General features: G+C 62.9%; 18 protein-coding genes and 3 tRNA genes. 13 read left to right on the top strand and 8 right to left on the bottom strand.

Annotated elements, in window-relative coordinates; translation table 11 throughout:
• Positions 1-55: 55 nt before the first annotated feature.
• From AC3ANQ_RS09300 to bcp, 4 genes are all read right to left on the bottom strand, one after another.
• A complete protein-coding gene (locus AC3ANQ_RS09300) occupies positions 56-1,561 on the bottom strand; it encodes a malate:quinone oxidoreductase (protein ID WP_488304815.1) in 1,506 nt (501 codons plus the stop codon).
• Between the two features lie 79 nt (positions 1,562-1,640).
• On the bottom strand, positions 1,641-3,308 hold the full coding sequence (locus AC3ANQ_RS09305; protein WP_488304816.1) for an ABC transporter substrate-binding protein: 1,668 nt from the start codon (positions 3,306-3,308) through the stop codon (positions 1,641-1,643).
• 133 nt (positions 3,309-3,441) lie between these two features.
• Positions 3,442-3,523: transfer RNA gene (locus tag AC3ANQ_RS09310), tRNA-Leu, on the bottom strand.
• A 119-nt stretch (positions 3,524-3,642) separates the two neighbouring features.
• The gene (gene bcp, locus AC3ANQ_RS09315; protein WP_488304817.1) at positions 3,643-4,116 is read right to left on the bottom strand and encodes a thioredoxin-dependent thiol peroxidase; all 474 of its coding nucleotides are present in this window, start codon (positions 4,114-4,116) and stop codon (positions 3,643-3,645) included.
• Positions 4,117-4,224: 108 nt separating this feature from the next.
• Here bcp and AC3ANQ_RS09320 point away from each other — a divergent pair, with 108 nt between their 5' ends.
• Positions 4,225-4,713: a MarR family winged helix-turn-helix transcriptional regulator gene (locus AC3ANQ_RS09320; protein ID WP_488304818.1), complete on the top strand. Its 489-nt coding sequence runs from the start codon at positions 4,225-4,227 to the stop codon at positions 4,711-4,713.
• A 111-nt stretch (positions 4,714-4,824) separates the two neighbouring features.
• Here AC3ANQ_RS09320 and AC3ANQ_RS09325 read toward each other — a convergent pair.
• From AC3ANQ_RS09325 to AC3ANQ_RS09340, 4 genes are all read right to left on the bottom strand, one after another.
• Positions 4,825-4,900, bottom strand: a tRNA-Lys gene (locus AC3ANQ_RS09325).
• A 69-nt stretch (positions 4,901-4,969) separates the two neighbouring features.
• Positions 4,970-5,045 (bottom strand) — tRNA-Lys (locus AC3ANQ_RS09330).
• 115 nt (positions 5,046-5,160) lie between these two features.
• Positions 5,161-6,345, bottom strand: coding sequence for a PQQ-dependent sugar dehydrogenase (locus AC3ANQ_RS09335; RefSeq protein ID WP_488304819.1), 1,185 nt, complete (start codon positions 6,343-6,345; stop codon positions 5,161-5,163).
• 4 nt (positions 6,346-6,349) lie between these two features.
• The gene (locus AC3ANQ_RS09340) at positions 6,350-7,441 is read right to left on the bottom strand and encodes a sunset domain-containing protein (RefSeq protein WP_488304820.1); all 1,092 of its coding nucleotides are present in this window, start codon (positions 7,439-7,441) and stop codon (positions 6,350-6,352) included.
• A gap of 171 nt (positions 7,442-7,612) precedes the next feature.
• Here AC3ANQ_RS09340 and AC3ANQ_RS09345 point away from each other — a divergent pair, with 171 nt between their 5' ends.
• The 12 genes from AC3ANQ_RS09345 to AC3ANQ_RS09400 all read left to right on the top strand — a co-directional run bounded on the left by AC3ANQ_RS09345 (position 7,613) and on the right by AC3ANQ_RS09400 (position 24,660).
• Positions 7,613-8,539 (top strand): LysR family transcriptional regulator, encoded by a 927-nt coding sequence (locus tag AC3ANQ_RS09345; RefSeq protein ID WP_488304821.1) that lies wholly within the window; start codon positions 7,613-7,615, stop codon positions 8,537-8,539.
• A 152-nt stretch (positions 8,540-8,691) separates the two neighbouring features.
• The gene (gene ilvD, locus AC3ANQ_RS09350; protein ID WP_488304822.1) at positions 8,692-10,413 is read left to right on the top strand and encodes a dihydroxy-acid dehydratase; all 1,722 of its coding nucleotides are present in this window, start codon (positions 8,692-8,694) and stop codon (positions 10,411-10,413) included.
• A gap of 427 nt (positions 10,414-10,840) precedes the next feature.
• Positions 10,841-12,742 (top strand): acetolactate synthase large subunit, encoded by a 1,902-nt coding sequence (locus AC3ANQ_RS09355; protein ID WP_488304823.1) that lies wholly within the window; start codon positions 10,841-10,843, stop codon positions 12,740-12,742.
• 2 nt (positions 12,743-12,744) lie between these two features.
• Positions 12,745-13,257: an acetolactate synthase small subunit gene (gene ilvN, locus AC3ANQ_RS09360; RefSeq protein ID WP_488304824.1), complete on the top strand. Its 513-nt coding sequence runs from the start codon at positions 12,745-12,747 to the stop codon at positions 13,255-13,257.
• A 72-nt stretch (positions 13,258-13,329) separates the two neighbouring features.
• On the top strand, positions 13,330-14,355 hold the full coding sequence (ilvC, locus tag AC3ANQ_RS09365) for a ketol-acid reductoisomerase (RefSeq protein ID WP_461837092.1): 1,026 nt from the start codon (positions 13,330-13,332) through the stop codon (positions 14,353-14,355).
• Positions 14,356-14,539: 184 nt separating this feature from the next.
• The gene (serA, locus tag AC3ANQ_RS09370; protein ID WP_488304825.1) at positions 14,540-16,135 is read left to right on the top strand and encodes a phosphoglycerate dehydrogenase; all 1,596 of its coding nucleotides are present in this window, start codon (positions 14,540-14,542) and stop codon (positions 16,133-16,135) included.
• 210 nt (positions 16,136-16,345) lie between these two features.
• Positions 16,346-19,150, top strand: a complete 2,805-nt coding sequence (locus tag AC3ANQ_RS09375; RefSeq protein WP_488304826.1) for an ABC transporter permease — start codon at positions 16,346-16,348, stop codon at positions 19,148-19,150.
• The gene (locus AC3ANQ_RS09380; protein WP_488304827.1) at positions 19,147-19,902 is read left to right on the top strand and encodes an ABC transporter ATP-binding protein; all 756 of its coding nucleotides are present in this window, start codon (positions 19,147-19,149) and stop codon (positions 19,900-19,902) included. The genes AC3ANQ_RS09375 and AC3ANQ_RS09380 overlap by 4 nt, the downstream gene beginning before the upstream one ends.
• Positions 19,903-19,979: 77 nt before the next feature.
• Entirely contained in the window at positions 19,980-21,539 is a 1,560-nt protein-coding gene (gene metG / locus AC3ANQ_RS09385; protein ID WP_488304828.1) for a methionine--tRNA ligase, read from the top strand.
• A gap of 465 nt (positions 21,540-22,004) precedes the next feature.
• Positions 22,005-22,751 (top strand): hypothetical protein, encoded by a 747-nt coding sequence (locus tag AC3ANQ_RS09390; protein WP_488304829.1) that lies wholly within the window; start codon positions 22,005-22,007, stop codon positions 22,749-22,751.
• A gap of 71 nt (positions 22,752-22,822) precedes the next feature.
• Positions 22,823-23,527 carry a class F sortase gene (locus tag AC3ANQ_RS09395; protein WP_488304830.1) on the top strand — a complete coding sequence of 235 codons (705 nt, stop codon included), beginning with the start codon at positions 22,823-22,825 and terminating at the stop codon, positions 23,525-23,527.
• Positions 23,528-23,595: 68 nt separating this feature from the next.
• Complete coding sequence (locus AC3ANQ_RS09400) at positions 23,596-24,660, top strand: 3-isopropylmalate dehydrogenase (RefSeq protein ID WP_488304831.1); 1,065 nt, start codon at positions 23,596-23,598, stop codon at positions 24,658-24,660.
• The last annotated feature ends 49 nt before the right edge of the window (positions 24,661-24,709 follow it).

Here is a 24,709-nt window from a genome sequence, read left to right on the forward strand (position 1 = left end):
TCCTGGGATCTACGGTCTGTCTTGTGTCTCGAACTGGCCGCAGCCCGGACTGTTGCTAGTGCTGGATGGCGTTGGCAGCCTCGAGTTGGAGCGAACGGGCGGTGCTCGCTTCCAGCTCCGCGGCAAGCTCCGGGTTGTCGTTCAGCTTGACGCCGTAGCCCGGCATCATTTCCTTGAGCTTCGATTGCCAGCCCTTGAAGTTCTTCGGGAAGGATCGCTGCAGCATCTCGATCATGATCGGGACTGCGGTGGATGCGCCAGGCGATGCGCCGAGCAGTGCGCCGATGGAGCCGTCGCGAGCCGTGATGACCTCGGTGCCGAACTGCAGCACGCCGCCCTTTCGGGAGTCCTTCTTGATGATCTGCACGCGCTGGCCCGCTGTGATCAGCTCCCAGTTGCCGCCGTCGGCCTGGGGGTAGTACTCGCGGAGGGCCTCCACCTTGGCATCGTGGCGCTTGGCCACTTCCTTGATCAGGTAAGCGGTCAGGTCCATATTGTCCTTCGCCACGGCGAGCATCGGGATGATGTTGCTCGGGCGGATTGACAGCGGCAAGTCAAGGTAGCTGCTGGTCTTAAGGAAGTTCGTGGAGAAACCGGCGTACGGGCCGAAGAGCAGGGAACGCTTGCCGTTGACGTATCGGGTGTCGAGGTGCGGCACGGACATGGGCGGGGCGCCTACAGAGGCCTGGCCGTACACCTTGGCGCTGTGCTGGCTGGCGATGGCCTCGTCAGTGCAGCGGAAGAACTGGCCCGAGACCGGGAAACCGCCGTAGCCCTTGCTTTCCGGGATGCCGGATGCCTGCAGCAGGTGGAGTGCTCCACCGCCGGCGCCGACGAAGACGAACTTGGCGTGGATCTGGCCATGCTCGCCGGAAGCGGGGTGCTTGAGCGAAAGGTCCCAGCCGCCGTCGGAGGCTTTGCGGACGTTGGTGACGTCGTGGCCGTAATTGACTTCAACGCCGTTGTTGGCGAGGTAGCCGGTCAGCTCGCGGGTCAAGGCCCCGAAGTCGACGTCGGTGCCTTCCGCTGCGCGGGTGGCGGCAACGCGCTGCTTGGCGTCGCGGCCCTTGACGATCAGGGGAGCCCACTTGGCGATCTGCGCCTGGTCTTCCGTGTATTCCATGCTGCGGAAGAGCGTGTTCGGCTTGAGTGCTTGGTAACGGGTCTTGAGGAAGTCTGCGTGCTTGTCGCCGATGACAAAGCTCATGTGCGGAACGGTGTTGATGAAGCCCTTGGGGGAACCGATCAACTTGTTGTCCACCAAGTGGGACCAGAACTGCCGGGAAAGCTGGAATTGCTCGTTGATGTGCAGGGCCTTGGACGGGTCAACTGAGCCGTCCTTCGCTGCGGGGGAGTAATTAAGCTCACAGAGCGCTGCGTGTCCGGTTCCCGCGTTGTTCCACGGTCCGGAGCTTTCAAGGCCGGCTTCGTCGAGTCGCTCAAAGAGGGAGATGGTCCAGCTGGGTTCGAGTTGCTTGATGAACGCACCGAGGGTTGCGCTCATGATTCCGCCCCCAATAAGGACGACGTCAGCGTGGTGTGTCTTGGAAATGAAGGTCACGATCAATCTCCGATAGCGGCGGCACTGGCTGTCACAGAATATCCCCGCGTGGGCACATAACTGAAATTGCGGCGGCCCGTCAAGACTTCAGGCGAACGTTTGTAAAAACTTCGTTTAAGACAGGCGATGCAGGGTACTTCTCGACACGGTCGGAGAGGGCCAAAGCCGAGATGGGGAAGGCAATGGGGACCGCCGGGAGGGTCGCGGCAATTTGGGCATTGATGGTCTGGTACTGGGAGTTGCGGTCTGAGCCATCAGGGAGTCCGCGGGCGCGGTCGATTTTCGAGAACACTTGCGGATCGCTGTAGCCGAACTCGCCGTTGTTCTCGCCGAAAAGGGTGCCCACGAAGTTGTCCGGATCCGAATACGCGCCGTTCCAGCCGAGCAGGTGGAGCGCATGATCGCCTGGCGATTGGACCTTCTGGAGGTAGCCGTCGTCCCAGCTCACAGGCACCGGTTTGATGTTGAGCCCGACGGCGGTCAGCTCGGCGCTGATCTCCGCGTAGATCTTTTCCGGGGTGGGCATGTAGGCGCGGGTGACGTTGAGCGGGTAGTAGAACTTGAGTTCTTCGCCCTTGTAGCCGGATTTAGCAAGCAGCTGCTTGGCTTTGTCCGGGTCATACCCGAGCGCCGGGGCATTGTTGTTGAATCCGCTCAGCTTGGGCGGAACGAACTGGGATGCCGGTGACGTGTTGTCGATAAAGAACTTATGAATGAGGGTCTCTTTGTCGATGGCCATTTCGATTGCCTGGCGGACTCCAAGGTTCTGGAGAGGATCCACGGACTCGTTCATTCCCAGGTACATCACGGAGAACGGATCCCGTTGGACGATCTGCATACCCTTCTTGACCAGTTGGTCGAAGGTTCCGGCGGTGACGAGGTCGTAGCCGTCGATTGTGCCGGCGAGCAGAGCCTGAAGGCGACCTTGCGGATGGTCGAACGGAATGAAGTTGACTGTAGCTATCTGTCCGCGATCGCCCCAGTAACCCTTGTAGCTCGTGAGGGTGATGCGGTCCTGACTCCACGAGGAGAAGACGTACGGGCCGGTGCCGACGGGATGGGAGGCGTACGACGACGCCGGTTGCCCTGCCAATTTCTTGTCCAGGACGTTCGCGGTTCCTTCGGCCATCGCTTTGGGGGACGACATCGCGAAAGCAGGCAGTGTCAAGGCTTGGAGGAATCCGGTAAAGGGCTTCACCAAGTTGATTTGGACGTGGTCGGCAGAGATCGCCTTGCAGCTCTTGAATAAGGAGAGAGCGGCGTCGTCCGAGAAGGACTTGAAGACGCTCTTGAAGGGAATGCCGGGCACTTGTTGGCGCACGGTTGCCGGAAGGTTGAACCAGCGGTTGAAGTTGCTGCAGACTGCCGCGGCATCAAAGGCTGTTCCGTCGTGGAAAGTGACTTTTGTGCGCAGCGTGAAGTCGTAGCTGAGTCCGTCATTTCCTTGGGACCACGCCGTGGCCAGAAGAGGCGTCGGTTGCCCGGTGGAAGCATCCACGCCCACAAGGCCTTCCATCACTTGCCGGGTGACGCGATACGACTCCGAGTCGTTCGTCAGGGCGGGATCGAGCCCAAGCGGCATCGACGGCGTGCCGAAGTTGAACGTCTTGCTCGGCTCCGGCGGTACGTCGCCCGCGGCCGATGTTGACGGCGCCGGACCAGGGGCTACCGTGCACGAGGTCAAGGCCACGGCCAGAAGGCCTGCGCCGATTTGTAGCGTGACACGGCGAAGCTTGCTGCTTACCACTCTTGTCCCCTCAAGGCAGTTGAACGGGCGAAGGCCCGCGGCAGCCGGACCGCAGTCCAGTCTAGTTCAGGGGCCTGAGTCCTGGCTGAAAACGGGAAGTGCCCCGGTCAAGGACCGGGGCACTTCCGACGTGTGCGCAAGGGGGGACTTGAACCCCCACGCCCGAAGGCACAGGAACCTAAATCCTGCGTGTCTGCCAATTTCACCACTCGCGCTGGTGCTGGTACCTGGCCGGGATTCAGGGTTTCCTGCGTCCCGGGCATATACCGCGCTCTATTGTACCCGTGGTTTTGCGCCAGCCGTTCCCTCCTGGCCCGACGCGGGCATGTGGTGGCTACTTATCGAGCTTGAGGTCCCTGCGGAGCTTCGCAACATGTCCGGTGGCCCGCACGTTGTACTGGGCCACGGCTACCTTGCCGTCGGGGTCCACTACGATCGTGGATCGGATCAGCCCTTGGTAAGTGCGTCCGTAGTTCTTCTTTTCGCCCCAAGCGGCGTAAACGTCAGCTACGTGGTGCCCTTCGTCGGACAGCAGGGGAAAGGTCAGGGATTCCTCGGCCACGAACTTTCCCAAGTCCTTCACCGCGTCCGGAGACACGCCAAGGACTTCGTAACCGGCGGCACGAAGAGTTTCGAGGGAATCCCTGAAATCGCAGGCCTGCTTCGCGCATGCCGGGGTGGACGCCGCCGGGTAGAAATAGATGACCGTATTGCGGCCACGGTACGAGGCCAAGCTGACGTCGCGGCCAGTGTGGTCCTTGAGGGTGAAATCGGGGGCAATGTCCCCAGGGATGAGTCGTTCCGCCATACTGTGCTCCTTGCTTGGATTCCCGAGCACCCAGCTTAGTGACGAGCTGTTTGCTTCACGAATTGGACCCGAACCAGATCGATACGTCCGGCCGATATACTGGCCCTTATGCCTGATATGGAACGGTGGCCCACCGGGCGCCTGCTCTCCACGGCGGCGCGGCTCGTGGAGCACGCCTGGAATGAGAAACTGCGCGGTATGGGGCTGACCCACGCCGGGGTCATTGTCATGGAAGTACTTGCCGTCAAGGGACCCACCACGCAGTCGATGCTCGCACAGATTGTCCGCGTTCAGGCGCAGACCATGGGGAAGACCCTCGCCAGGCTGGAAGCGCACGGGCATGTCAGCCGCGCTCGCGGCATTTCGGACCGCCGAAGCCAAGTGGTCAGTCTGACCGAAGCGGGGGAGCGCACGCTCGGGCTCGCCACGCAGTTGGAGCGGGAAGTTCTTGAACTCGTTCCCGTGGATACCGCCAAACTGCGGCGGGAACTTCAAGCCCTGGTGCGCGAACTGGCGAACAACTATTCTGCGGCCGCCGTAAATGTCATTGTGGCCGCGGCCGATTCCGGCGCATCGCACGACGACGTCCCGGACTAGGCCCGCGAGGCGGCCGGCCTGGGACACCGCGAGGCGGCCGGTCCGGGGCGGAGCAGGCCGAAAAGCAAAAAGATCCCTAGGTGGCGTTTCGGCCATCCAGGGATCTTTCTTTGGTGCACCCCCCGGGACTTGAACCCGGAACCCATTGATTAAGAGTCAATTGCTCTGCCAATTGAGCTAGAGGTGCAATTGTTTGTTGCTCACAACGCAAAGAAATAACCCTTGATCAGCTATTGCCGCTCAAGGGCCCTTCCCTTGGTGCACCCCCCGGGACTTGAACCCGGAACCCATTGATTAAGAGTCAATTGCTCTGCCAATTGAGCTAGAGGTGCATTCGTCGATTTCGATCAGCTGAGGCTTTTGTTCCCTCGCTGATCTCCGCAACGACATGTAACTCTACACGAGACTTGTCGAAGTGTGAAATCGGCCCGAGCCCCCTCCACGGCGCTACCGGGGAGGCTTCAGGACCAGCGCAAAATCGGGGTTTTGGTTGTTGCTGAGAACCCACAGGGTGCCGTCGGGAGCAAGCGAAACGTCCCGGAGCCGGCCGTATTGGGCTGTGAAGTATGCCACAGGAGTCCCAGCCGTTTCACCACTGAGCGGCACCGTCCACAATCGCTGCCCCCGCAACGCGCTCGTGAACGCCGTTCCGTTGACGATTTCCAGGCCGCTCGGGGAGGAATCCGCCGTCGACGGCCACACAACCTTGGCATCAAGGTAACCGGCGCGGCCGGGCGCCCCGGTTACTTCCGGCCAGCCGTAGTTGCCGCCCGCTTTGATGAGATTGAGTTCGTCGTTCACATCGGGCCCGAATTCGCTCGCCCAAAGTCTGCCGGCGCTGTCCCACGCCAGGCCCTGCACATTGCGGTGTCCGTAGCTGTACACCGGATTGTTGCCGAAAGGGTTGCCCGGCGCCGGTTTTCCATCGGGTGTGAGCCGCAGGATCTTCCCGCCAAGCGCATTGCGGTCCTGTGCCTGCTCCGGGCGCTGCGAATCCCCCGTGCCGACGTAGAGGAAGCCGTCGGGTCCAAAGCGGATACGGCCGCCGTCATGGGTTGGGGCTTTGGGGATGCCGGAGAAGATGACTTCGGGCGTGCCAAGACTGAGGCGGCCGTCTGCTGACTGTTCCAGCCGGGTCCGGGCAATTCTGTTGTCCGATTCAGCGGTGAAATAGCTGTAGAGCAGGCGGTCTCCGGAGAACGTCGGGGAGAGGGCCAGTCCCAGCAGGCCGCCTTCGACGCCGGGTACGACGCCGGGAAACTCGCCAATGGTGGTGGCGTGGCCGTTCCGGACGGATTTGATGAGCCTGGTGTCCCGTTCGGAGATGATGGCCGTGCCGTCGTCGAGGAACACGATGGACCACGGGAGGGTGAGATTCAGGTCCAGTTTCTGAAGCAACTCCGGTCCGTTGCCTTCGGGCTGAGGGGACTGGACGGCATGTGATTGGCTCGCGGCCGGTGACGCTGCCGGCGACCCGGTGGACGGTCCTCCTGGCGACGAGCCAGTTCCGGGGGAACTCCCCGTGCAAGCGCTCAGCAGCAAAGCCGAGACGCAGGCCGTCGCCAGGAGCGCCCGGGCAGGCAAAAGGCGGGGCCGGAGAAAGCTCCCGGAACCCGCCTTTGCCTGGTTCATAGTGTCAGCGGCGATTCCTGCGAGGTGGCCGGAAGCCGGCGGCCTCGGCGTGGGCGCTCGAGACAAACCAGACCCCGGCCTTGACCTCGTCGTAGGACGGACTGTCTTCGTCGTGATAGGTCATCGTGTCGGCGTTGCCCTTGACGGAGTAGCCGTCGGGGCCGCTCCCGTCAGCGCCCGCGGCAGCCGAGCCCTCGCCGTACGGCTGGTCGGCAGCGAGATGGCCGCCCAGCGGCGTGGCATCGCCGGAAACGACGTCCGGGCCGGCGGCCGCGACCGGCGCCGCGGCGGCGTCGGAAGCCTCCTGCTGCTCTCGTTGCTGCCCGTCCGGAGCGGTGTCGTCGGTCTCCGCCGCGGCGGATTCGGCACCGGGAAGCGTCGGTGCGTGGGCGTCCGTGTATTCGCGGTGGTGGACCGGAACGGGTGCGGCCGGTGCGCCGACTTCACTCCACGTGGCTTCCCATTCGGCGCTGTCGGCCAGCTGTTCGGGAGTGGTTGGTGCGGGGGTGGCTGGTTTCTTTCCTGCTGCCACCGAACTGCCGGCTGCGGCGGAAGGTCTGTCGGCCGCTGTGACGTCGTCGGCCGTCACGCCCTCTTCGAGTTCAGGCTCGGAAAGTACGGGTTCCGGAACGATCGGCTCGGCCTCTTCGGAGACTGCGGCCACGGAAACCGTCTCCGCGACCATCTCTTCGGACAGCACGGGTTCCGGGAGGGTGGGCTCCTCGAATAATGGCTCCTCCATGTCGGCTCCAACGGCTGGAGACTCTGCCGGGGCGGCCAATCCAGATTCGCGCGGAGAGTCCGGGCGCTCCCAGTCGTCGACGTCGACACCGCCTGGCTCCGGTGACGGCTCGGGCTCGGGCTCGACGGAGCGTGACTCGGCTAGATCCTGTTCGGCGGTGGCCGTTGCAGCGACCAACGGGGCGGAGCCTGTCAGGGCGGCCGCCGTGGTGTCTATTTGCGGTGACGACGCAGTTTGCGACGGAGAGGACGGGGCCATGCCGCCCGATGAAGACTTCGCGCGGTTGCGGCTCAAGAGCCACCAAGCAATCGCGACGATCAACACAATGACGATGACCGTGATCAACCATTCCATGGGAGGAGCCCTTCTAATCGATTGGCACAGCTGTCGTGATTTGACGTTACGTGCGTGGCAAGGGGCTGTCTAGGTTTGTCAATCGATTCGAGGCGTGCGCCGCGTCTGCATCACTCCGGTGCTGCGGCTGGAAAGAACCGAGGCAGGACCCGCATCCCCTAGGGTGTCCTCATGGACTTCAAGAGGCTGCGCATCCTCCGTGAACTGGCCGACAGGCAGACCGTCGGCGCCACGGCGGAAGCCATGAATGTGACAGCTTCCGCGGTGTCGCAACAGCTCAAAACACTCCAGGAGGAGCTCGGCGTCGTTCTCGTGGAGAAGGACGGCAGGGGAGTCCGGCTGACCGAGGCGGGCCTCGCAATGGCGGAAGCGGCAGCCGACGTCGCCACGGCGATGGCCCGGGCCGAATCGACGGTGGACATCTATCGCCGGGGGTGGCAGGCCCACATCCGGGCAGCCTTCTTCCCGAGCGCCGCCGAGATGCTGTTGCCTGGACTGCTGCACCGTGTCAAGGCTATTGAAGGGCTGCATTTCGAAGCCCATTTCGAGGATCCCGGAACGGACGGTTTCGCCGGATTGGCTGCGGACTACGACATCGTCCTTGCCCACAGCGTGGACGGCCCCGAAGTCTTCGCCCGGCATGGCCTCGAGGTACTTCCACTGCTGGAGGAAGCCTTGGACGTTGCCATGCCGGCGGGCCACGAACTCGCGGCCAAGGCGCGGCTGACGGCCCATGACGTAGTGGGCTACCCGTGGCTCGGCGTTCCTGTCGGCTTTCCCTTTGACGCCGTGCTCCGCCAGATCGAGCTCCAGGCGGGCACGACGGCGGTGCGCGGCCAGCGGTATCCCGATCTCCGGGTCCTTGAGGCCCTGGTTGGTTCGGGGCACGGAATCTGCCTCCTTCCGCGCTACACAGCCCGCGCGAACCAAAGAAAGAAGTTGGTCCTGCGGCCGCTCGTTGGGGTCCGCGCCAGCCGCAGCATTGTGGCCCTTGTCCGTCCGGAGGTGGCCGCCCGTACCACCATCAGGCAGACTCTCAGCTTGCTTCAGGAGGAAGCCGCGGTGATTGCCCGCGAGCTTCGACTGGGTGACGAGTGACAGCTGGACACTCGATTCAGTCTCGCGCCGTCTCGCATATTGAGACGGGCGTCCACTATTTGAATGAAATATTGAATGAAATAGCGCCAAATTTGCCTTAACCCGCCCACCGTGTTCGTTGGCCACAGCCCAAGAGTCATAGACTCGTGCCCATGAGTGACCACACCCCAATTGCGACAGACAACCAGCCGGACATCAAACCACGCAGCCGGGTCGTAACGGACGGCATCCATGCCGCCCCCGCGCGAGGCATGTTCCGGGCCGTAGGCATGGGCGATGACGACTTCGCCAAGCCGCAAATCGGTGTCGCGAGTTCGTGGAACGAAATTACGCCGTGCAACCTCTCGCTGAACCGACTCGCCCAGGGCGCCAAGGAAGGCGTTCACGCCGGCGGTGGCTTCCCCATGCAGTTCGGCACCATTTCCGTTTCGGACGGAATCTCCATGGGCCACGAGGGCATGCACTTCTCGCTCGTCTCCCGTGAAGTCATTGCCGACTCCGTCGAGACTGTGATGCAGGCCGAGCGCATTGACGGCTCCGTCCTGCTGGCCGGCTGCGACAAATCCCTCCCAGGTATGCTGATGGCCGCCGCCCGTCTGGACCTCGCCAGTGTGTTCCTGTATGCCGGTTCCATCATGCCGGGCTGGGTCAAGCTCGAGGACGGCTCGGAGAAGGAAGTCACCCTCATTGACGCCTTCGAAGCCGTTGGTGCCTGCGCCGCCGGCAAGATGAGCCGCGGAGACCTGGACCGCATCGAACGTGCCATCTGTCCTGGTGAGGGCGCTTGCGGCGGCATGTACACGGCCAACACCATGGCGTGCATCGGCGAAGCTCTCGGCATGTCCCTCCCGGGCTCGGCCGCCCCGCCCTCGGCAGACCGCCGTCGTGATGACTTTGCCCGCAAGTCCGGCGAGGCCGTGGTCAACCTGCTCCGCCTCGGCATCACCGCGCGGGACATCATGACCAAGAAGGCGTTCGAGAACGCCATCGCAGTCACCATGGCCTTCGGCGGTTCCACCAACGCCGTCCTGCACCTGCTCGCGATCGCCCGCGAAGCCGAGGTCGAACTGACCCTGGACGATTTCAACCGCATCGGCGACAAGATCCCGCACCTGGGCGACCTCAAGCCTTTCGGCCGCTACGTCATGACCGATGTCGACAAGATCGGCGGCGTGCCCGTCATCATGAAGGCACTGCTCGACGCCGGACTGCTCCACGGAGACTGCCTCACGGTCACGGGCAAGACCCTTGCCGAGAACCTGGCATCCATCAACCCGCCGGACCTCGACGGAAAGATCCTGCGCGCCCTGGACAATCCGATCCACAAGACCGGCGGCATCACCATCCTGCATGGTTCCATGGCGCCGGAAGGGGCCGTCGTCAAGAGCGCCGGCTTCGACGCCGATGTCTTCGAAGGCACGGCCCGCGTGTTCGAGCGCGAACAAGGTGCCCTCGACGCCTTGGATAGGGGCGAGATCAAGGCCGGAGACGTCGTCGTAATCCGTTATGAAGGACCCAAGGGTGGCCCGGGCATGCGTGAGATGCTCGCAATCACGGGCGCCATCAAGGGAGCAGGCCTCGGCAAGGACGTGCTCCTGCTGACCGATGGCCGCTTCTCCGGCGGTACCACCGGTCTCTGCATCGGTCACGTTGCGCCTGAAGCCGTCGACGGCGGCCCCATCGCCTTCGTCAAGGACGGCGACAAGATCCGCGTGGACATCGCTGCCCGCTCGTTCGACCTCCTGGTGGACGAAGCCGAGCTCGAGTCGCGCAAGGTCGGCTGGGAGCCCCTCCCGGCAAAGTTCACCAAGGGTGTCCTAGCCAAGTACGCCAAGCTGGTGCACAGCGCCTCCACGGGCGCCTACTGCGGGTAGCGGGTAATTCCTACCCTGAGGATGCGGCGCGGCCGCCGCGTCCTCAGGGGCCCTCGGAATCTCCCTTATTAAGCCCTGCCGCCAAGGCGGTCAGGTCACCGAGAAACATGCCCAATCTGTGGACAACGAGGTCCACATAGTGAGATGACATCTTCATCGTTTGACACTTATCTCACAAAGAGGGAACACTGAACGCATGATCGCATTCGTTACTGTCGGCGCCACCGTGGGCACTGTCGTACTTACCAAGCGCGTGGCCTCCTAGCCCGACTGGTAACGAACCGTCACGCGCAACCCCTCGAAGAGCCGCAAGGCTGAGGGGTTTTTTTTATTTCCCGCAGGGGACAGCGCATTTAGCAAGACCCGCACGAACGCAGTACCCAAGCAGTAACTTTCACTAATTGAAGATCTCCAAAGGAAGAGTCCGATGAGCAAAGGATCGCCGATCAGCCCCTCGCTGATGGCTGCAAAGTCCGCTGGAGCCCCCAAAGCTCCGGATAAGGCCGACCGTCCGGCTGACGCCGTCGTCGACAATGCTGCAACTCTTTCTCCCGTACTCGGGCCGAACAACGTTGTACCCCCAACGGTGATGACCGGCTCGGAAGCTATTGTCCGATCGCTCGAAGAACTCGGCGTGGACGATATTTTTGGTTTGCCCGGTGGCGCGATCCTCCCCACCTATGACCCTTTGATGGCCTCCAAGATGAATCACATCCTGGTCCGTCACGAACAGGGAGCCGGTCACGCAGCCCAAGGCTACGCCATGGTTACCGGACGGGTTGGCGTCTGCATCGCCACCTCGGGCCCCGGTGCCACCAACCTCGTTACCGCCATCATGGATGCCCACATGGACTCCGTGCCGCTGGTCGCCATCACCGGCCAGGTATCGGCTTCCGTCATTGGTACGGATGCCTTTCAGGAAGCGGACATTGTCGGCATCACCATGCCGATCACCAAGCACTCCTTCCTGGTGACGGACCCCAACGACATTCCGCACGTCATGGCCGAGGCTTTCTACCTAGCCAGCACAGGCCGTCCTGGACCGGTACTGGTGGACATCGCCAAGAACGCCCAGCAGGGCACCATGACCTTCTCCTGGCCGCCCAAGATCGATCTGCCGGGCTACCGCCCGGTGGTCCGTGGCCACAACAAGCAGGTGCGCGAAGCGGCCCGGCTGATCGCTGCGGCAAGCAAGCCCGTCTTGTACGTGGGCGGCGGTGTGGTCAAGGCGCATGCTTCGGCCGAGCTGCGCGAACTCGCAGAGCTGACGGGCGCGCCCGTGGTGACCACCCTCATGGCCCGCGGCGCGTTCCCGGACTCCCACCCCCAGCATGTCGGCATGCCGGGCATGCACGGCACCGTCTCTGCGGTCACCGCACTGCAGCAGTCCGATCTGCTGATCACCCTCGGTGCGCGCTTCGATGACCGGGTGACGGGTGTCCTCAGCACCTTCGCTCCGCACGCAAAGATCATCCACGCGGACATTGACCCCGCGGAGATTTCCAAGAACCGCTTGGCCGACGTTCCGATCGTGGGCTCCGTCAAGGAGATCATTCCGGAACTGACCGAGGCCGTCCGGACCGCTTTCGAACTATCCGGCACCCCGGATCTCGACAGTTGGTGGGCGTTCCTCAACAACCTCCGCGACACCTACCCCCTGGGTTGGACCGAACCCGAAGATGGACTCAGTGCCCCCCAGCGGGTCATCGAACGCATTGGTGCGCTGACGGGTCCGGAAGGCATCTATGTTGCGGGCGTGGGCCAACACCAGATGTGGGCCGCCCAATTCATCAAGTACGAGCGTCCCCATGCCTGGCTGAACTCCGGCGGCGCCGGAACCATGGGTTATGCCGTGCCGGCAGCCATGGGTGCCAAAGTCGGTGAACCGGACCGGGTGGTCTGGGCGATCGACGGCGACGGCTGCTTCCAGATGACCAACCAAGAGTTGGCCACCTGCGCCATCAACAAGATTCCCATCAAGGTTGCCATCATCAACAACTCTTCGCTGGGCATGGTGCGCCAGTGGCAGACCCTCTTCTATGAAGGCCGCTACTCCAACACCGACCTGAACACCGGCCACGACACCGTCCGCATCCCGGACTTCGTCAAGCTGGCGGACGCGTACGGCTGTGCCTCGTTCCGCTGCGAGCGGGACGAGGACATCGACGCCACCATCCAGAAGGCACTGGAAATCAATGACCGCCCTGTGGTCATCGACTTCGTGGTCAGCCCGAACTCCATGGTGTGGCCGATGGTCCCCTCCGGAGTCTCCAACGACCAGATCCAGGTTGCCCGCAACATGACCCCGGAATGGGAAGAGGAGGACTAGCCATGAGCCGCCACACACTGTCCGTTCTGGTCGAAGACAAGCCCGGCGTGCTGACCCGCGTGGCCAGCCTCTTCGCCCGGCGCGCCTTCAACATCAACTCCCTCGCCGTCGGCCCCACGGAGGTCACCGGGATTTCCCGCATGACAGTCGTCGTCGACGCCGATGGCGACCTCATCGAACAGGTCACCAAACAGCTCAACAAATTGATCAACGTGATCAAGATTGTCGAGCTGACCCCAGAATCTTCCGTGCAACGTGACCACATCCTGGTCAAGGTACGTGCGGATGCCGCGACACGCCTGCAAGTCACCCAAGCTGCAGACTTGTTCCGTGCCTCAGTGGTTGACGTTTCCACAGACTCGGTGGTTATCGAGGCAACCGGTACCCCGGAAAAGCTCGCAGCGCTGCTTTCTGTGCTCGAGCCATTCGGCATCCGCGAAATCGTTCAGTCCGGCACCTTGGCCGTTGGACGGGGATCCCGCTCCATGAGTGACAGGGCCCTGCGCAGCGCGTAGGCACTGCGTAGCCGCCCAACAACGCACCACAGACAATATCTACAAAGAAATCCACTCAAAGGAGTTACGCAAGTGACTGAAATGTTCTATGACGACGATGCAGACCTGTCGATCATTCAAGGCCGCAAGGTTGCCATTGTCGGCTACGGTTCCCAGGGCCACGCCCACGCGCTGAACCTGCGCGATTCCGGCGTCGAGGTTGTCATCGCGCTCAAGGAAGGCTCGAAGTCGATCGCCAAGGCCGAGGACGCAGGCTTCACGGTCAAGAACGTTGCCGACGCCGCCGAATGGGCCGACGTCATCATGATCCTGGCGCCGGACCAGCACCAGCGCTCGATCTACAACGACTCCATCAAGGACAAGCTGACCGCCGGCAAGGCCCTGGCCTTCGCACACGGCTTCAACATCCGCTTCGGCTACATCGAGGCACCGGAGGGTGTTGACGTCATCCTGATCGCGCCGAAGGCTCCGGGCCACACCGTGCGCCGCGAGTTCGAAGCCGGCCGCGGTATTCCGGACATCATCGCCGTGGAGCAGGACGCCACCGGCTCCGCTTGGGATCTGGCCAAGTCCTACGCCAAGGCCATTGGCGGCACCCGCGCCGGTGTCATCAAGACCACCTTCACCGAGGAGACCGAAACCGATCTCTTCGGCGAGCAGGCCGTCCTGTGCGGCGGTGTCTCCCAGCTGATCCAGTACGGCTTCGAGACCCTGACCGAGGCTGGCTACCAGCCGCAGATCGCCTACTTCGAGGTGCTTCACGAGCTCAAGCTCATCGTTGACCTTATGTGGGAAGGCGGCATTGCCAAGCAGCGCTGGAGCGTTTCCGACACCGCAGAGTACGGCGACTACGTCTCCGGCCCGCGTGTTATCGACCCCCGCGTCAAGGAAAACATGGCCGGCGTCCTCGCCGACATCCAGTCCGGCGCGTTCGCCAAGCGCTTCATTGACGACCAGGACAACGGTGCAGTCGAGTTCAAGGAGCTGCGTGCCAAGGCAGAGCAGCACCCCATCGAAGGCGTCGGCCGCGAACTGCGTTCCCTCTTCTCCTGGCAGCAGCAGGACGAGGATTACGTCGAAGGCTCTGCAGCCCGCTAATTAAAGGCACCGTTGACGCCGCGGCAGACGCCGTAGCAATTCAACACAGAACGCCGTTCGGGATAGGCTCGAAATGAAGCCGCCCGGCATGGAGGCCGGACCCGGTACACCGGGTCCGGCCTTCGTCGTCAAAGAATCGTTTCACCAAAACCCCACCTGAAAAAGAGAGCTAAAGAGGTCACCGGTGACTAGCACCAAGCCAGTAGTACTCCTCGCTGAGGAACTTTCGCCCGCCACGATCGAGGCCCTTGGTCCGGACTTCGAGATCCGCCAAACCGACGGTGCGGACCGCTCCCAGCTGCTCTCCGCAATCGTCGACGTCGACGCCATCCTGGTGCGTTCAGCCACCCAGGTGGACGCCGAGGCAATTGCCGCAGCCAAGAACCTCAAGATCATCGCCCGCGCCGGCGTCGGCCTGGACAACGTGGACATCAAGGCCGCAACCCAGGCCGGTGTCATGGTGGTCAACGCCCCGACGTCGAACATTGTGTCCGCAGCCGAACTTACGGTCGGACACATCCTCAGCCTTGCCCGCCACATCCCGCAGGCCAGCTCCGCCCTCAAGGGCGGCGAGTGGAAGAGATCCAAGTACACGGGAATCGAGCTCTTCGAAAAGAAAGTCGGCATCATTGGCCTCGGACGCATCGGCGCCCTCGTGGCTGCCCGCCTCCAGGGTTTCGAAACCGAGATCCTGGCTTACGACCCCTACATCACGTCCGCCCGGGCAGCCCAGCTTGGCGTCAAGTTGGTCACCTTGGACGAGCTCCTGGAGAAGTCGGACTTCATCACCATCCACATGCCCAAGACTCCGGAAACCGTGGGCATGCTGGGCGCTGATGCCTTCAAGAAGATGAAGGAAACGGCCTACGTGGTCAACGTGGCCCGTGGTGGCTTGATCGACGAGGAAGCCCTTCACGAGGCCCTGGAGGACGGTCAGATCGCCGGCGCCGGCATCGACGTGTTCGTCAAGGAGCCGAGCACCGACCTGCCGTTCTTCGGCATGGACAACGTCATCGTGACCCCCCACCTGGGTGCCTCCACCGATGAAGCCCAGGAAAAAGCCGGGGTTTCCGTGGCAAAGTCAGTGCGCCTCGCCTTGGCCGGCGAACTCGTGCCCGACGCCGTCAACGTTGCCGGCGGTGTGATCGCCTCCGAGGTTCGCCCCGGAATCCCGCTTATCGAAAAGCTCGGCCGGATCTTCACAGCACTGACCCACGCGTCCCTGACGCAGATCGACGTCGAGGTTGCGGGCGAAATCGCAAGCCTGGACGTGAAGGTCCTCGAACTCGCCGCCCTCAAGGGCGTGTTCGCCGACGTCGTGACCGAGCAGGTCTCCTACGTCAACGCACCTGTCATCGCCGAGCAGCGCGGAATCAACACCCGCTTGATCACGACGTCGGAGGCTGAGGACTACCGCAACGTCCTGACCATCCGCGGAGCACTCAGCGACGGTTCCCAGATCTCCGTGGCCGGCACCCTCACCGGACCCAAGCAGGTCCAGAAGCTGGTGGGCGTCAACGGCTACGACGTCGAAATCCCGATCAGCGAGCACCTGGTGGTTGTTTCTTATGCTGACCGTCCGGGCGTCATTGGCACCATCGGCCACATCCTCGGCATGAACAACATCAACATCGGCGGCATGCAGGTGGCCCGCCAGAGTGAAGGCGGCCAGGTCCTGGCACTGCTGACGATTGACACCTCCGTGCCGCAGCAGGTCCTTGAAGCAATCAAGGCCGGCATCGGTGCCGATATGGTTCGTGAAGTGGATCTGGAGGACTAGCATCCGAACCGTTTGAGCTAGAATCGTGTGCCGCAGTTCACATCGGCCACATAATATTGGCCGGTCTGCCTACAATGGCTTGGTCCGAAATTCGGATCCGGCGGCAGGCCGGCCAATACCTTTTGCACACACCCAATGGATTCCTATTGCCCCGGCATGGTTTCAGGGAGAGCAGTGTGCACACCCGCAATCCAGGACTCAGGGAGCCCTATGAACGCCGTCCAGAGGTTCATCAGAAGCCGTGTGCTGCTGTTGACCGCGGCCATTTTGATCGTCGCCATGTGCTTGTCCGTATTCATCCAGAGCCAGTCGCAGGCCGCGCTGAACCGGACGGTGGATGAGAACTCGCGAGGCCTGTACGACATCCTGGTGCAAGCCAAAGCCGGGAATAGCAAAGGCGGCGGGGCACTCATCCAGCCGGACATCGCCACCGGCCAAGGTGGCATCAGCTTCCCGCAACTCGAGAAGATCCGTGGGCTGGGTGGCACGTCCGTTGCCGCCCCCATCAGCCTCGTCTCCCGGGTGACGCAGAACCTGGAGACCCCGCGGCTTGATGCGATGGACTACCTCGGCTACAACGCAGGGCTGGCTGGTGGTGCCACTGCGGGAGACCCCACTGGAACTGACGCCAAGAAGTGGCCCGCGCCGGAATCCGTCCTTCCCGCCCAGCCGAAGAAGTACCGCCTGACAGCCTCTGCCGTGAGCTCCGACGGAGTGTCCCAGCAAACCCTCTTCCAGACCAGTGCTGAAGGCACCCTGGGCAAAGGCCAGGTCATTGAGCAGCAGGCCGCCGGGGGCAAGAGCATTCGCATTGCGGGCCCGGCAGGGGAGACCGGGATCAAGTTCCCTGCACCTGCAGGTGGCTCCGAGCACAACCTCTTCAACCTCTCGGTGGCCCTTCCCATGGCTCCCCAGGTCACCGAATCCGTGGTCGCGGTCGACCCGACAGCCGAACGTGCCCTCCTTGGCTCGGCTGGCGACTTCCTTGCACCTCTGCAAAAGGCACCGCCGGCCGACACCCGCAGCGCAGGCGCCATCGGACGCTACTTTGAGCAACTCTTCGCCAAGAGTCCAACGCAGCAAGAGCTCGAACAGGGCCCGGACTTCCTCGGTGTCAAGCTCAAATACTGGGCGCCCCTCATGACGCAGTACCAGCAGGCCAAGTTGTCCGGCCAGATCACGGATGCCTCGCAGGCCATTCCCTTGATCGTCCGGCAGGGAACCTCCCTCGACCTGAAGTACTCGGTGAAGATCCAGGAAATCGATGATTCCGGCAAGGTCGTCAACGACGTCGGCACCGTCTCGCGTTCCCTGGACAAGGACTATCTGCCCTTCGTGTCAAAGTCGCCGTTCGCCCTGCAATGGCCCGGATCTACCGACCACAGCCAGTTGCTCGGTAACACAGGCAACTTCAGCCAAGGCCTGTACCAGCCTGCCCAGTGGAGCACGGACTTCGCGGCCGCACCCAAGTACAAGGACGGCGACACCTCCGCGAATGGCGCCGTCGGCAAGTCGGCCACTCCGGGTGACTGGGTGACTGTCAACAAGCTGCCCGAAAAGTCGGCCTTTGGGGCTATCGTGGACCAGGCCCAACGCAAGCCTGTCGATGAGCGCTCGTACCGTGAGAACCTTCCTACCGGATCCAAGCCAGCCACTCCCTTGCCGATGGTCTACGGGACGTTTGATCCGGCCCAGATCCAGAAAGCGGCAGGCGACGTCAATAAGCTGCCCTTGGGTGGCTACGACCCCGCCCCGATGACGCTCCAGAAGGACGCCTCAGGCAATGACACCGCAGCCAAGGGCCTCAAGCCCTCGCTGAGCGCCACGGGCTTGGTGAGCCAGTCTGCCGGTGCCATCACGGACTACTACGGCCTTGCCGCGGCCCGCGGATACAACACCAACGCCAACGTGATCGATGCCGTCCGGGTTCGCGCAAGTGCCGCCGGCAACTGGAAGCAGGCTCAGCCGGAGGTCGACAAGCTCGCAGCCCAGATCCGCGACATGGGACTCGAAGCCACGGTCGTGGCCGGTTCTGCGCGTCAAGACGCCAACATCTTCGTCCCCGGTTACTCCAAGGACGACGCCGGCAAGGAGTCCGCACTCGGCACGGTCCAGCAGTCGTGGGTCCGGCAGGATGCGGCAGATACCGTCTCCGGCTCGCTGACCGGCACCAACATCACCCTTCTCTTCCTGGCGCTGTGCGGAGCCACCTTGCTGACAGGCGCTTCCACTGTCAGCTACATCCGTCAACGACGAAGCGAAGCCGGGATCCTTCGGGCCATGGGCTGGACCCAAAGGAAGATCCGCAGCTGGGTGCTTGAGGAATTCGGCATCGGTGCGGCGATCGTTGCCTTGGCAGGCATTGCGTTAAGCCTTCTGAGCTGGAACCTGGCAACGGTGATTGTTTCCGCGTCTGTGTTGGTGCTTTACTCCGCTGCCGCCTACATCGCGGCCCAGCAATTGCGGCACCGGGACGTCGTGGACCAGGAACCACAACACGATGAACGCCTCATCGCCGTGGATTCGCCGCTAACGTTTGCTTACCGCCAACTGGTCACCCACCGTTTCAGCTCAGTGTCACTGGCCGTAGCCGTAGGGGTGTTCGGGGCGGCCGTTGGTGCCTTGATCGCCTTGCTCATCGACATCCCACGCGCAGCGGGAGCGAGCGCCCTCAGCGGACTGGCGTCGGCCGCCGTCGCACTGCCGAGCGTCATCCTGGCAGTCAGCGGGGTTCTCGTGGGCCTCGTGCTGACCTTGGTCACAGGTCGGTTCGAACTCCAGGCCAGGCGCGAGCAACTCAGCACGCTCAAGGCCATGGGCTGGAACCCGGACATGCTGGGCCAGGTCCGATTCTTCGAAAATGCCCTGGTTGGAGCTGTGGCCCTGATCCTGGGCGTCTTGGGGGCGCTGGGCCTAGGCCTGCTGCTCGCTCCCTATGCAGCACTATGGGCCGCCTTGGCCGGAGTGCTGGCCGTACTTTGCTGGATTCCCATTGCAACGAAAGTGGTCAAATGACTGACAATCTCAATCCCGATCTGACCCCGACCACGGAATCCACCGACGAGTCGTTCCAGACGCGCGCCAACACCATCGTCAGGTCGGCGGACCACGCTACGCCCCTGCAGTTGAGCAACATCACCATCCGCTATGGCGGGGACAAAGGTGGCGCCGAGCCGGTCACCGTCGTCGAGGACTTCAGCCTCACCCTCCACGCAGGCGAGATGCACTGCATCGCCGGGCGAAGCGGCTCAGGCAAGACCAGCATCCTGACAGTGGGCGCGGGACTCACGCTTCCGACGTCGGGCCGGGTCCTCTGGGAAGGCGACTCCCTCGAGAAGATGGGCGACGACGAAATCGCCGACCGCCGCCGCGCGCTGATCGGGTACGTGGACCAAGGCGGTGCGTTGATCGATGGCATGAGTGCTTTGGAGAACGTGCTGCTGCCGGCCGTTCCCGACGGCGAAGTGGAGCAGCGCACCGAAATGGCCAAGGACCTGCTGGACCTGGTCGGACTGGGCCGGCGCATGCGCCACCGTCCGGCGCAGTTGTCCGGCGGTGAGCGCCAGCGTGTTGCCATCGCTCGCGCCCTGATCCTGGGCACCCGCGTCCTGGTGGTGGATGAGCCCACGGCTAGCCTGGACCGTACCTCGGCCAACCGCATCATCAGTATCCTGAAGGACACCACCAGCGACGGTATTGCCGTGCTGGTGGCGTCGCACGACCACGAGTTGGTCCGGCTCAGCGATACGCTGACTGAATTGATCTAGTAGCCGATGCTTCCGGACTGGCCGTCATATGCGGCCGGTCCGGTCTTTCAATCTCCAAGAGAAGGTAACTTCGTAGAGTGACGTCTCCAGAAAAACCCCCGTTCTACATCACCACTGCAATTACGTACCCGAACGGCGAGCCGCACATCGGCCATGCCTATGAGTACATTGCCACCGACGCGATGGCCCGGTTCAAGCGCCTCGACGGCTACGACGTGATGTTCCTGACCGGTACGGACGAGCACGGCATGAAGATTGCCCAGGCGGCGGAAAAGGAAGGCATCACCCCCAAGGAACTCGTGGACCGGAATGCCGAAATCTACAAGGCCGCCCACGCTGCCTTGGGCATCTCGTACGATCGCTTCATCCGCACCACGGATGAAGATCACTACGCGGCCTCCCAAGCCATCTGGAAGAAGATGGAAGCCAAGGGGGACATCTACCTGTCCAAGTACGAGGGGTGGTATTCGGTCCGCGACGAAGCCTATTACACCGAGGACGAGACTGTCCTGAAGGACGACGGCGTCCGTTACTCGCGCGGTACCGACACCGAAGTGACGTGGACGGCGGAAGAGAGCTACTTCTTCCGGTTGTCCTCTTACCAGGATAAGTTGCTGGCATTGTATGAAGAGCAGCCGGAATTCGGCGCCCCGCAGTACCGCTTCAACGAAGTCATCAGCTTCGTCAAGCAGGGCCTGCAGGACTTGTCCATCAGCCGGACGACTTTCGACTGGGGTGTCCCGGTACCGGGGAACGACAAACACGTCATGTACGTGTGGGTTGATGCCCTGACCAATTACCTGACGGGAGTCGGCTACCCCGATGCCGAATCGGAGGCGTTCCGTAAGTTCTGGCCGGCGGACGTCCACGTCATCGGCAAGGACATTTCCCGGTTCCATGCGATCTTCTGGCCCGCGTTCCTGATGAGCGCCGGCCTGGAACTGCCCAAGAGGGTCATGATCCATGGCTTCCTGACCAACAATGGCGTCAAGATGTCCAAGTCCCTCGGCAACGTGGTGGCTCCGAAGGATTTCGTGGAGCAGTACGGCCTTGACCAGGTGCGCTTCTTCTTCCTCCGCGAAGTGCCCTTCGGCGCAGACGGCAGCTACAACCACGAGGCAATCGTTGGCCGCATGAACGCCGACCTTGCCAACAACTTCGGCAACCTGGCTCAGCGTTCGCTGTCCATGGTGGCCAAGAACTGCGAAGGCAAGGTTCCGGTTCCCGGCGATTTGTCGGCCGAGGATTCCGCGCTGCTGGCCCAGGCCGGCGGACTGCTGGACGTGGCCCGCGCTGCCTTCGAAAAGCAGGAATTCAGCCGCGCCCTCGAGGCAATCTGGGCCGTGCTCGGTGACACCAACGCCTACTTTGCCGAGCAGGCCCCGTGGGTCCTGCGCAAGACCGACATCGAGCGCATGAACACGGTTCTGTACGTCACGTTGGAAGTTGTCCGCATCGTAGCGATCCTCGCCCAACCGATCATGCCGACGTCGGCAGCCAAGCTGCTTGACGTGCTGGGACAGCCCGAAGGCGAGGCCCGCCAATTCGCTGCAATCGCCACTCCGATCGTCCCCGCCACGGAGCTCCCGGCGCCGGCCCCGGTCTTCCCCCGCTACGAGGAGCCCGCCGAGACTTAGACGCTCGCTCAATTTTGGTGCCTTAAAGCCAAACGCTCGCTCACATACGCGGCTTTTTGGGCGAACACTCGCTCACTTATATGGGGCGTGACACCCCCTCACCCAACGGGTGAGGGGGTGTTCCTTTCCCGTCTGCGACCGGTCGGTGTCCGAAGGCGGATCCGGCGGGTCGCTGGATTTCCGAGTGGCGCCATCGCGCTGGCGAGTGGTGACCCACCCGGAGCAGGTAGCAGCCGGGACAAGGCGCACTGGCTCCTGCATGTAAACGCGTACCCGCCACTCGCGTTAATCAGGAGAACGAAACCTAGCCTGAAAAGCAAGCGAACTGATGACACTTTCTGGGGAGTAACTGTCAAGATTCATCTCGCTGGTTGAGGTTTCCCGTACTTGTCTTTCCTGGGTCTCGAAGACGGTTACTCCGCAAAGTTTGGTCAGCTCGAACCTGATGTGGTTGGAGGGACCGAAATGAAACGGACTATTGCGACTATGGGGGTCGTGGGCCTGGGATTGCTGGGTGCCACCGTGTCGGCGAACGCTGCGCCCTCAGACAAGATCACCATCTGCCATGCCACGCATTCGGCGTCGAACCCATACGTCGCAGTGACCATCGACTTGGCGGCGTTGGCCGGGCATGTCGCCGACACCAACGATATCGTCCCTGCAAACGCCGGCGCCTTTATGCCCAACGGGCAAAACCTCACCCCGGAAAACATCGCCATCCTCAACGCCGGCTGCCGGGTGGTCAGCCCGCCGGTGACGAGCCCGCCGGTGGATCCGGTGGTCAGCCCGCCGGTGACGAGCCCGCCGGTGGATCCGGTGGTCAGCCCGCCGGTGACGAGCCCGCCGGTGGATCCGGTGGTCAGCCCGCCGGTGACCAATCCGCCCGTGAGTCCCGTGAACCCGGTGGGTCCTGTGGAGCAGGTGGCGCCAGTGGCGCCACCGGTCGTCACTCGTGTCGTTCCCCCTGTGGTTCCACCGGTCGCCGCGCCGGCAGCGCCCGTGCCTGCAGCTGTCATTCCCGCTACGGCAGGTGACGCAGCCGCGCCGGACGCCGCAATAACGAATGCGGGCTACAACGTCCAGACGGCCGTTGGCGGGAAGGCGGACGCAGGGATCCCCGGTTGGCTAGCCGGCCTGACTGGCCTCTTCAGTGCAGTGGCCGCATTTGTAGTCCTGAGGAGCGGTGTGCGGGCACGGAAAGCCGACCGCTAGGCAAACCCCGGTGGGTGCTGCAATACGATGTGCGGCACCCATCCACTTGTTAACTGTCTCCGGGAGTGATCATGGCACGTCACCGCTACGTACGGCAGCCTCGCGCAGAAGGCATCCGTGGCCTGGTGATCAGTCCCAGGGATCTTCTCCTGTTGGCGATCTGCGCCGGGGGGCTGCTTGCGTCCTGGCTGATCTACGGTGTATCCGGCCCAGCGAACCCGGCCGCTTACGACGCAGGGACGCTTTCGTCGCCGGTTCCCGCGAACAAGCCCGCGGCGAACTACGTGGCGGTGGGCGCACCTGCCTCTAGGCCGGGAAAGCCGCTACCTGCGGCGTCGGCTCCAATGCAGATTACCTACCCGGCGGCCGGCCTAAATGTGGTGGTTCACCCGCTGCAACCGGACCCCGCCGAAACTGGCGGGCACAGCATTGAGCCGCCGGAGACGATGGACGGATATTGGCTTAGTCCGTTCGGAACCCCGGGAGCGGGATCGACGAACACCACGTACGTGATCGGGCACAGTTGGGAGGGCCTCGACGCGCCGTTCAACCATCTCAGCTACGCAGCAGCCCCGGGGGATGAGCTCCGAGTCGTCACGGCAACGGGAGCGTTGACGTACAAGGTCGAGTCCGTCACGACCTACACAAAATCGACCTTGAAGGACAGCCCCATATGGACGGCGGTGCCGAACCGCCTGGTCCTGATCAGCTGTTACACGCGGGATCTCTGGGGCAAGAATGTCGCAGTGGTTGCCTCGCCCGTTCCTGGCCGGTAGCTGCTCCCGAGAGTTCAAATGCTGAGACGATTTTGACCAGCATGTGGATGCCTTGGCAGTCTGAAAACATGAGTGCAACGCAACCCGCCGCAACGATCAATCTGGCTGTCATTCCGGGCGACGGCATTGGCCCCGAAGTCATTGCCGAAGCCCTCAAGGTCCTGGAAAAGGTCGTTGCCGAAGAAGGCGTCGCCCTGGAGCAGACCCAATACAAACTTGGAGCCCAGCACTGGCTCGAAACCGGTGAGACCCTCCCCGCTGAGGTCCTGGCTGATCTGCGCACCCGGGACGCCATACTGTTCGGTGCCGTCGGTGCAGCCCCGGGGGATACCCGCATTCCTTCCGGCATCATTGAACGCGAGATGCTGCTCAAGCTCCGTTTCAGCCTGGACCACTTTGTCAACCTGCGCCCGTCACGGCTCTACGGTACGGTCGGCAGCCCGTTGGCCAACCCCGGCAATATCGATTTCATCGTGGTCCGCGAAGGCACCGAGGGTCCCTACGTCGGTAACGGCGGCACGCTGCGCGGGGGTACCCCCCATGAGGTTGCCACCGAGGTGTCACTGAACACGGCGCACGGCGTCGAGCGTGTTGTCCGTGACGCGTTCCGCCGCGCCAGCGAGCGGCCCCGCAAACACGTCACCCTCGTCCACAAGCACAACGTCCTGGTCTTTGCCGGCCACTTGTGGAAGCGCACTGTTGAAGCCGTGGCCGAGGAGTTCCCCGAGGTCACCCACGACTACCTGCACATCGACGCCGCCACGATCTTCATGGTGACCGACCCCTCCCGTTTCGATGTCATTGTCACCGACAATCTCTTCGGGGACATCATCACGGACCTCGCCGCGGCAATTACCGGCGGCATCGGCCTGGCAGCCTCGGGCAACATCAACATGGACCGCACGGCGCCCTCCATGTTCGAACCCGTCCACGGTTCCGCTCCGGACATCGCAGGCCAGCAGAAAGCGGATCCGACCGCCGCCATCCTGTCCGCGGCCCTGTTGCTGGACCACCTCGGCTACACCACAGCCGCCCGCAGGATCGAAGCCGCAGTCGTGGCCGACATCGAAAGCCGCCGCGGCGAAGCCCGCAGCACCGCGGCCATCGGTGACGCTATCGCAGCCGCACTTTAGGGCCTGTACTCGGGCGTAAGCTTTACTTGAATTATTTACCTGCTGCCGT

The sequence above is a fragment of the Arthrobacter sp. DMZ02-1R genome (genome assembly GCF_057747935.1).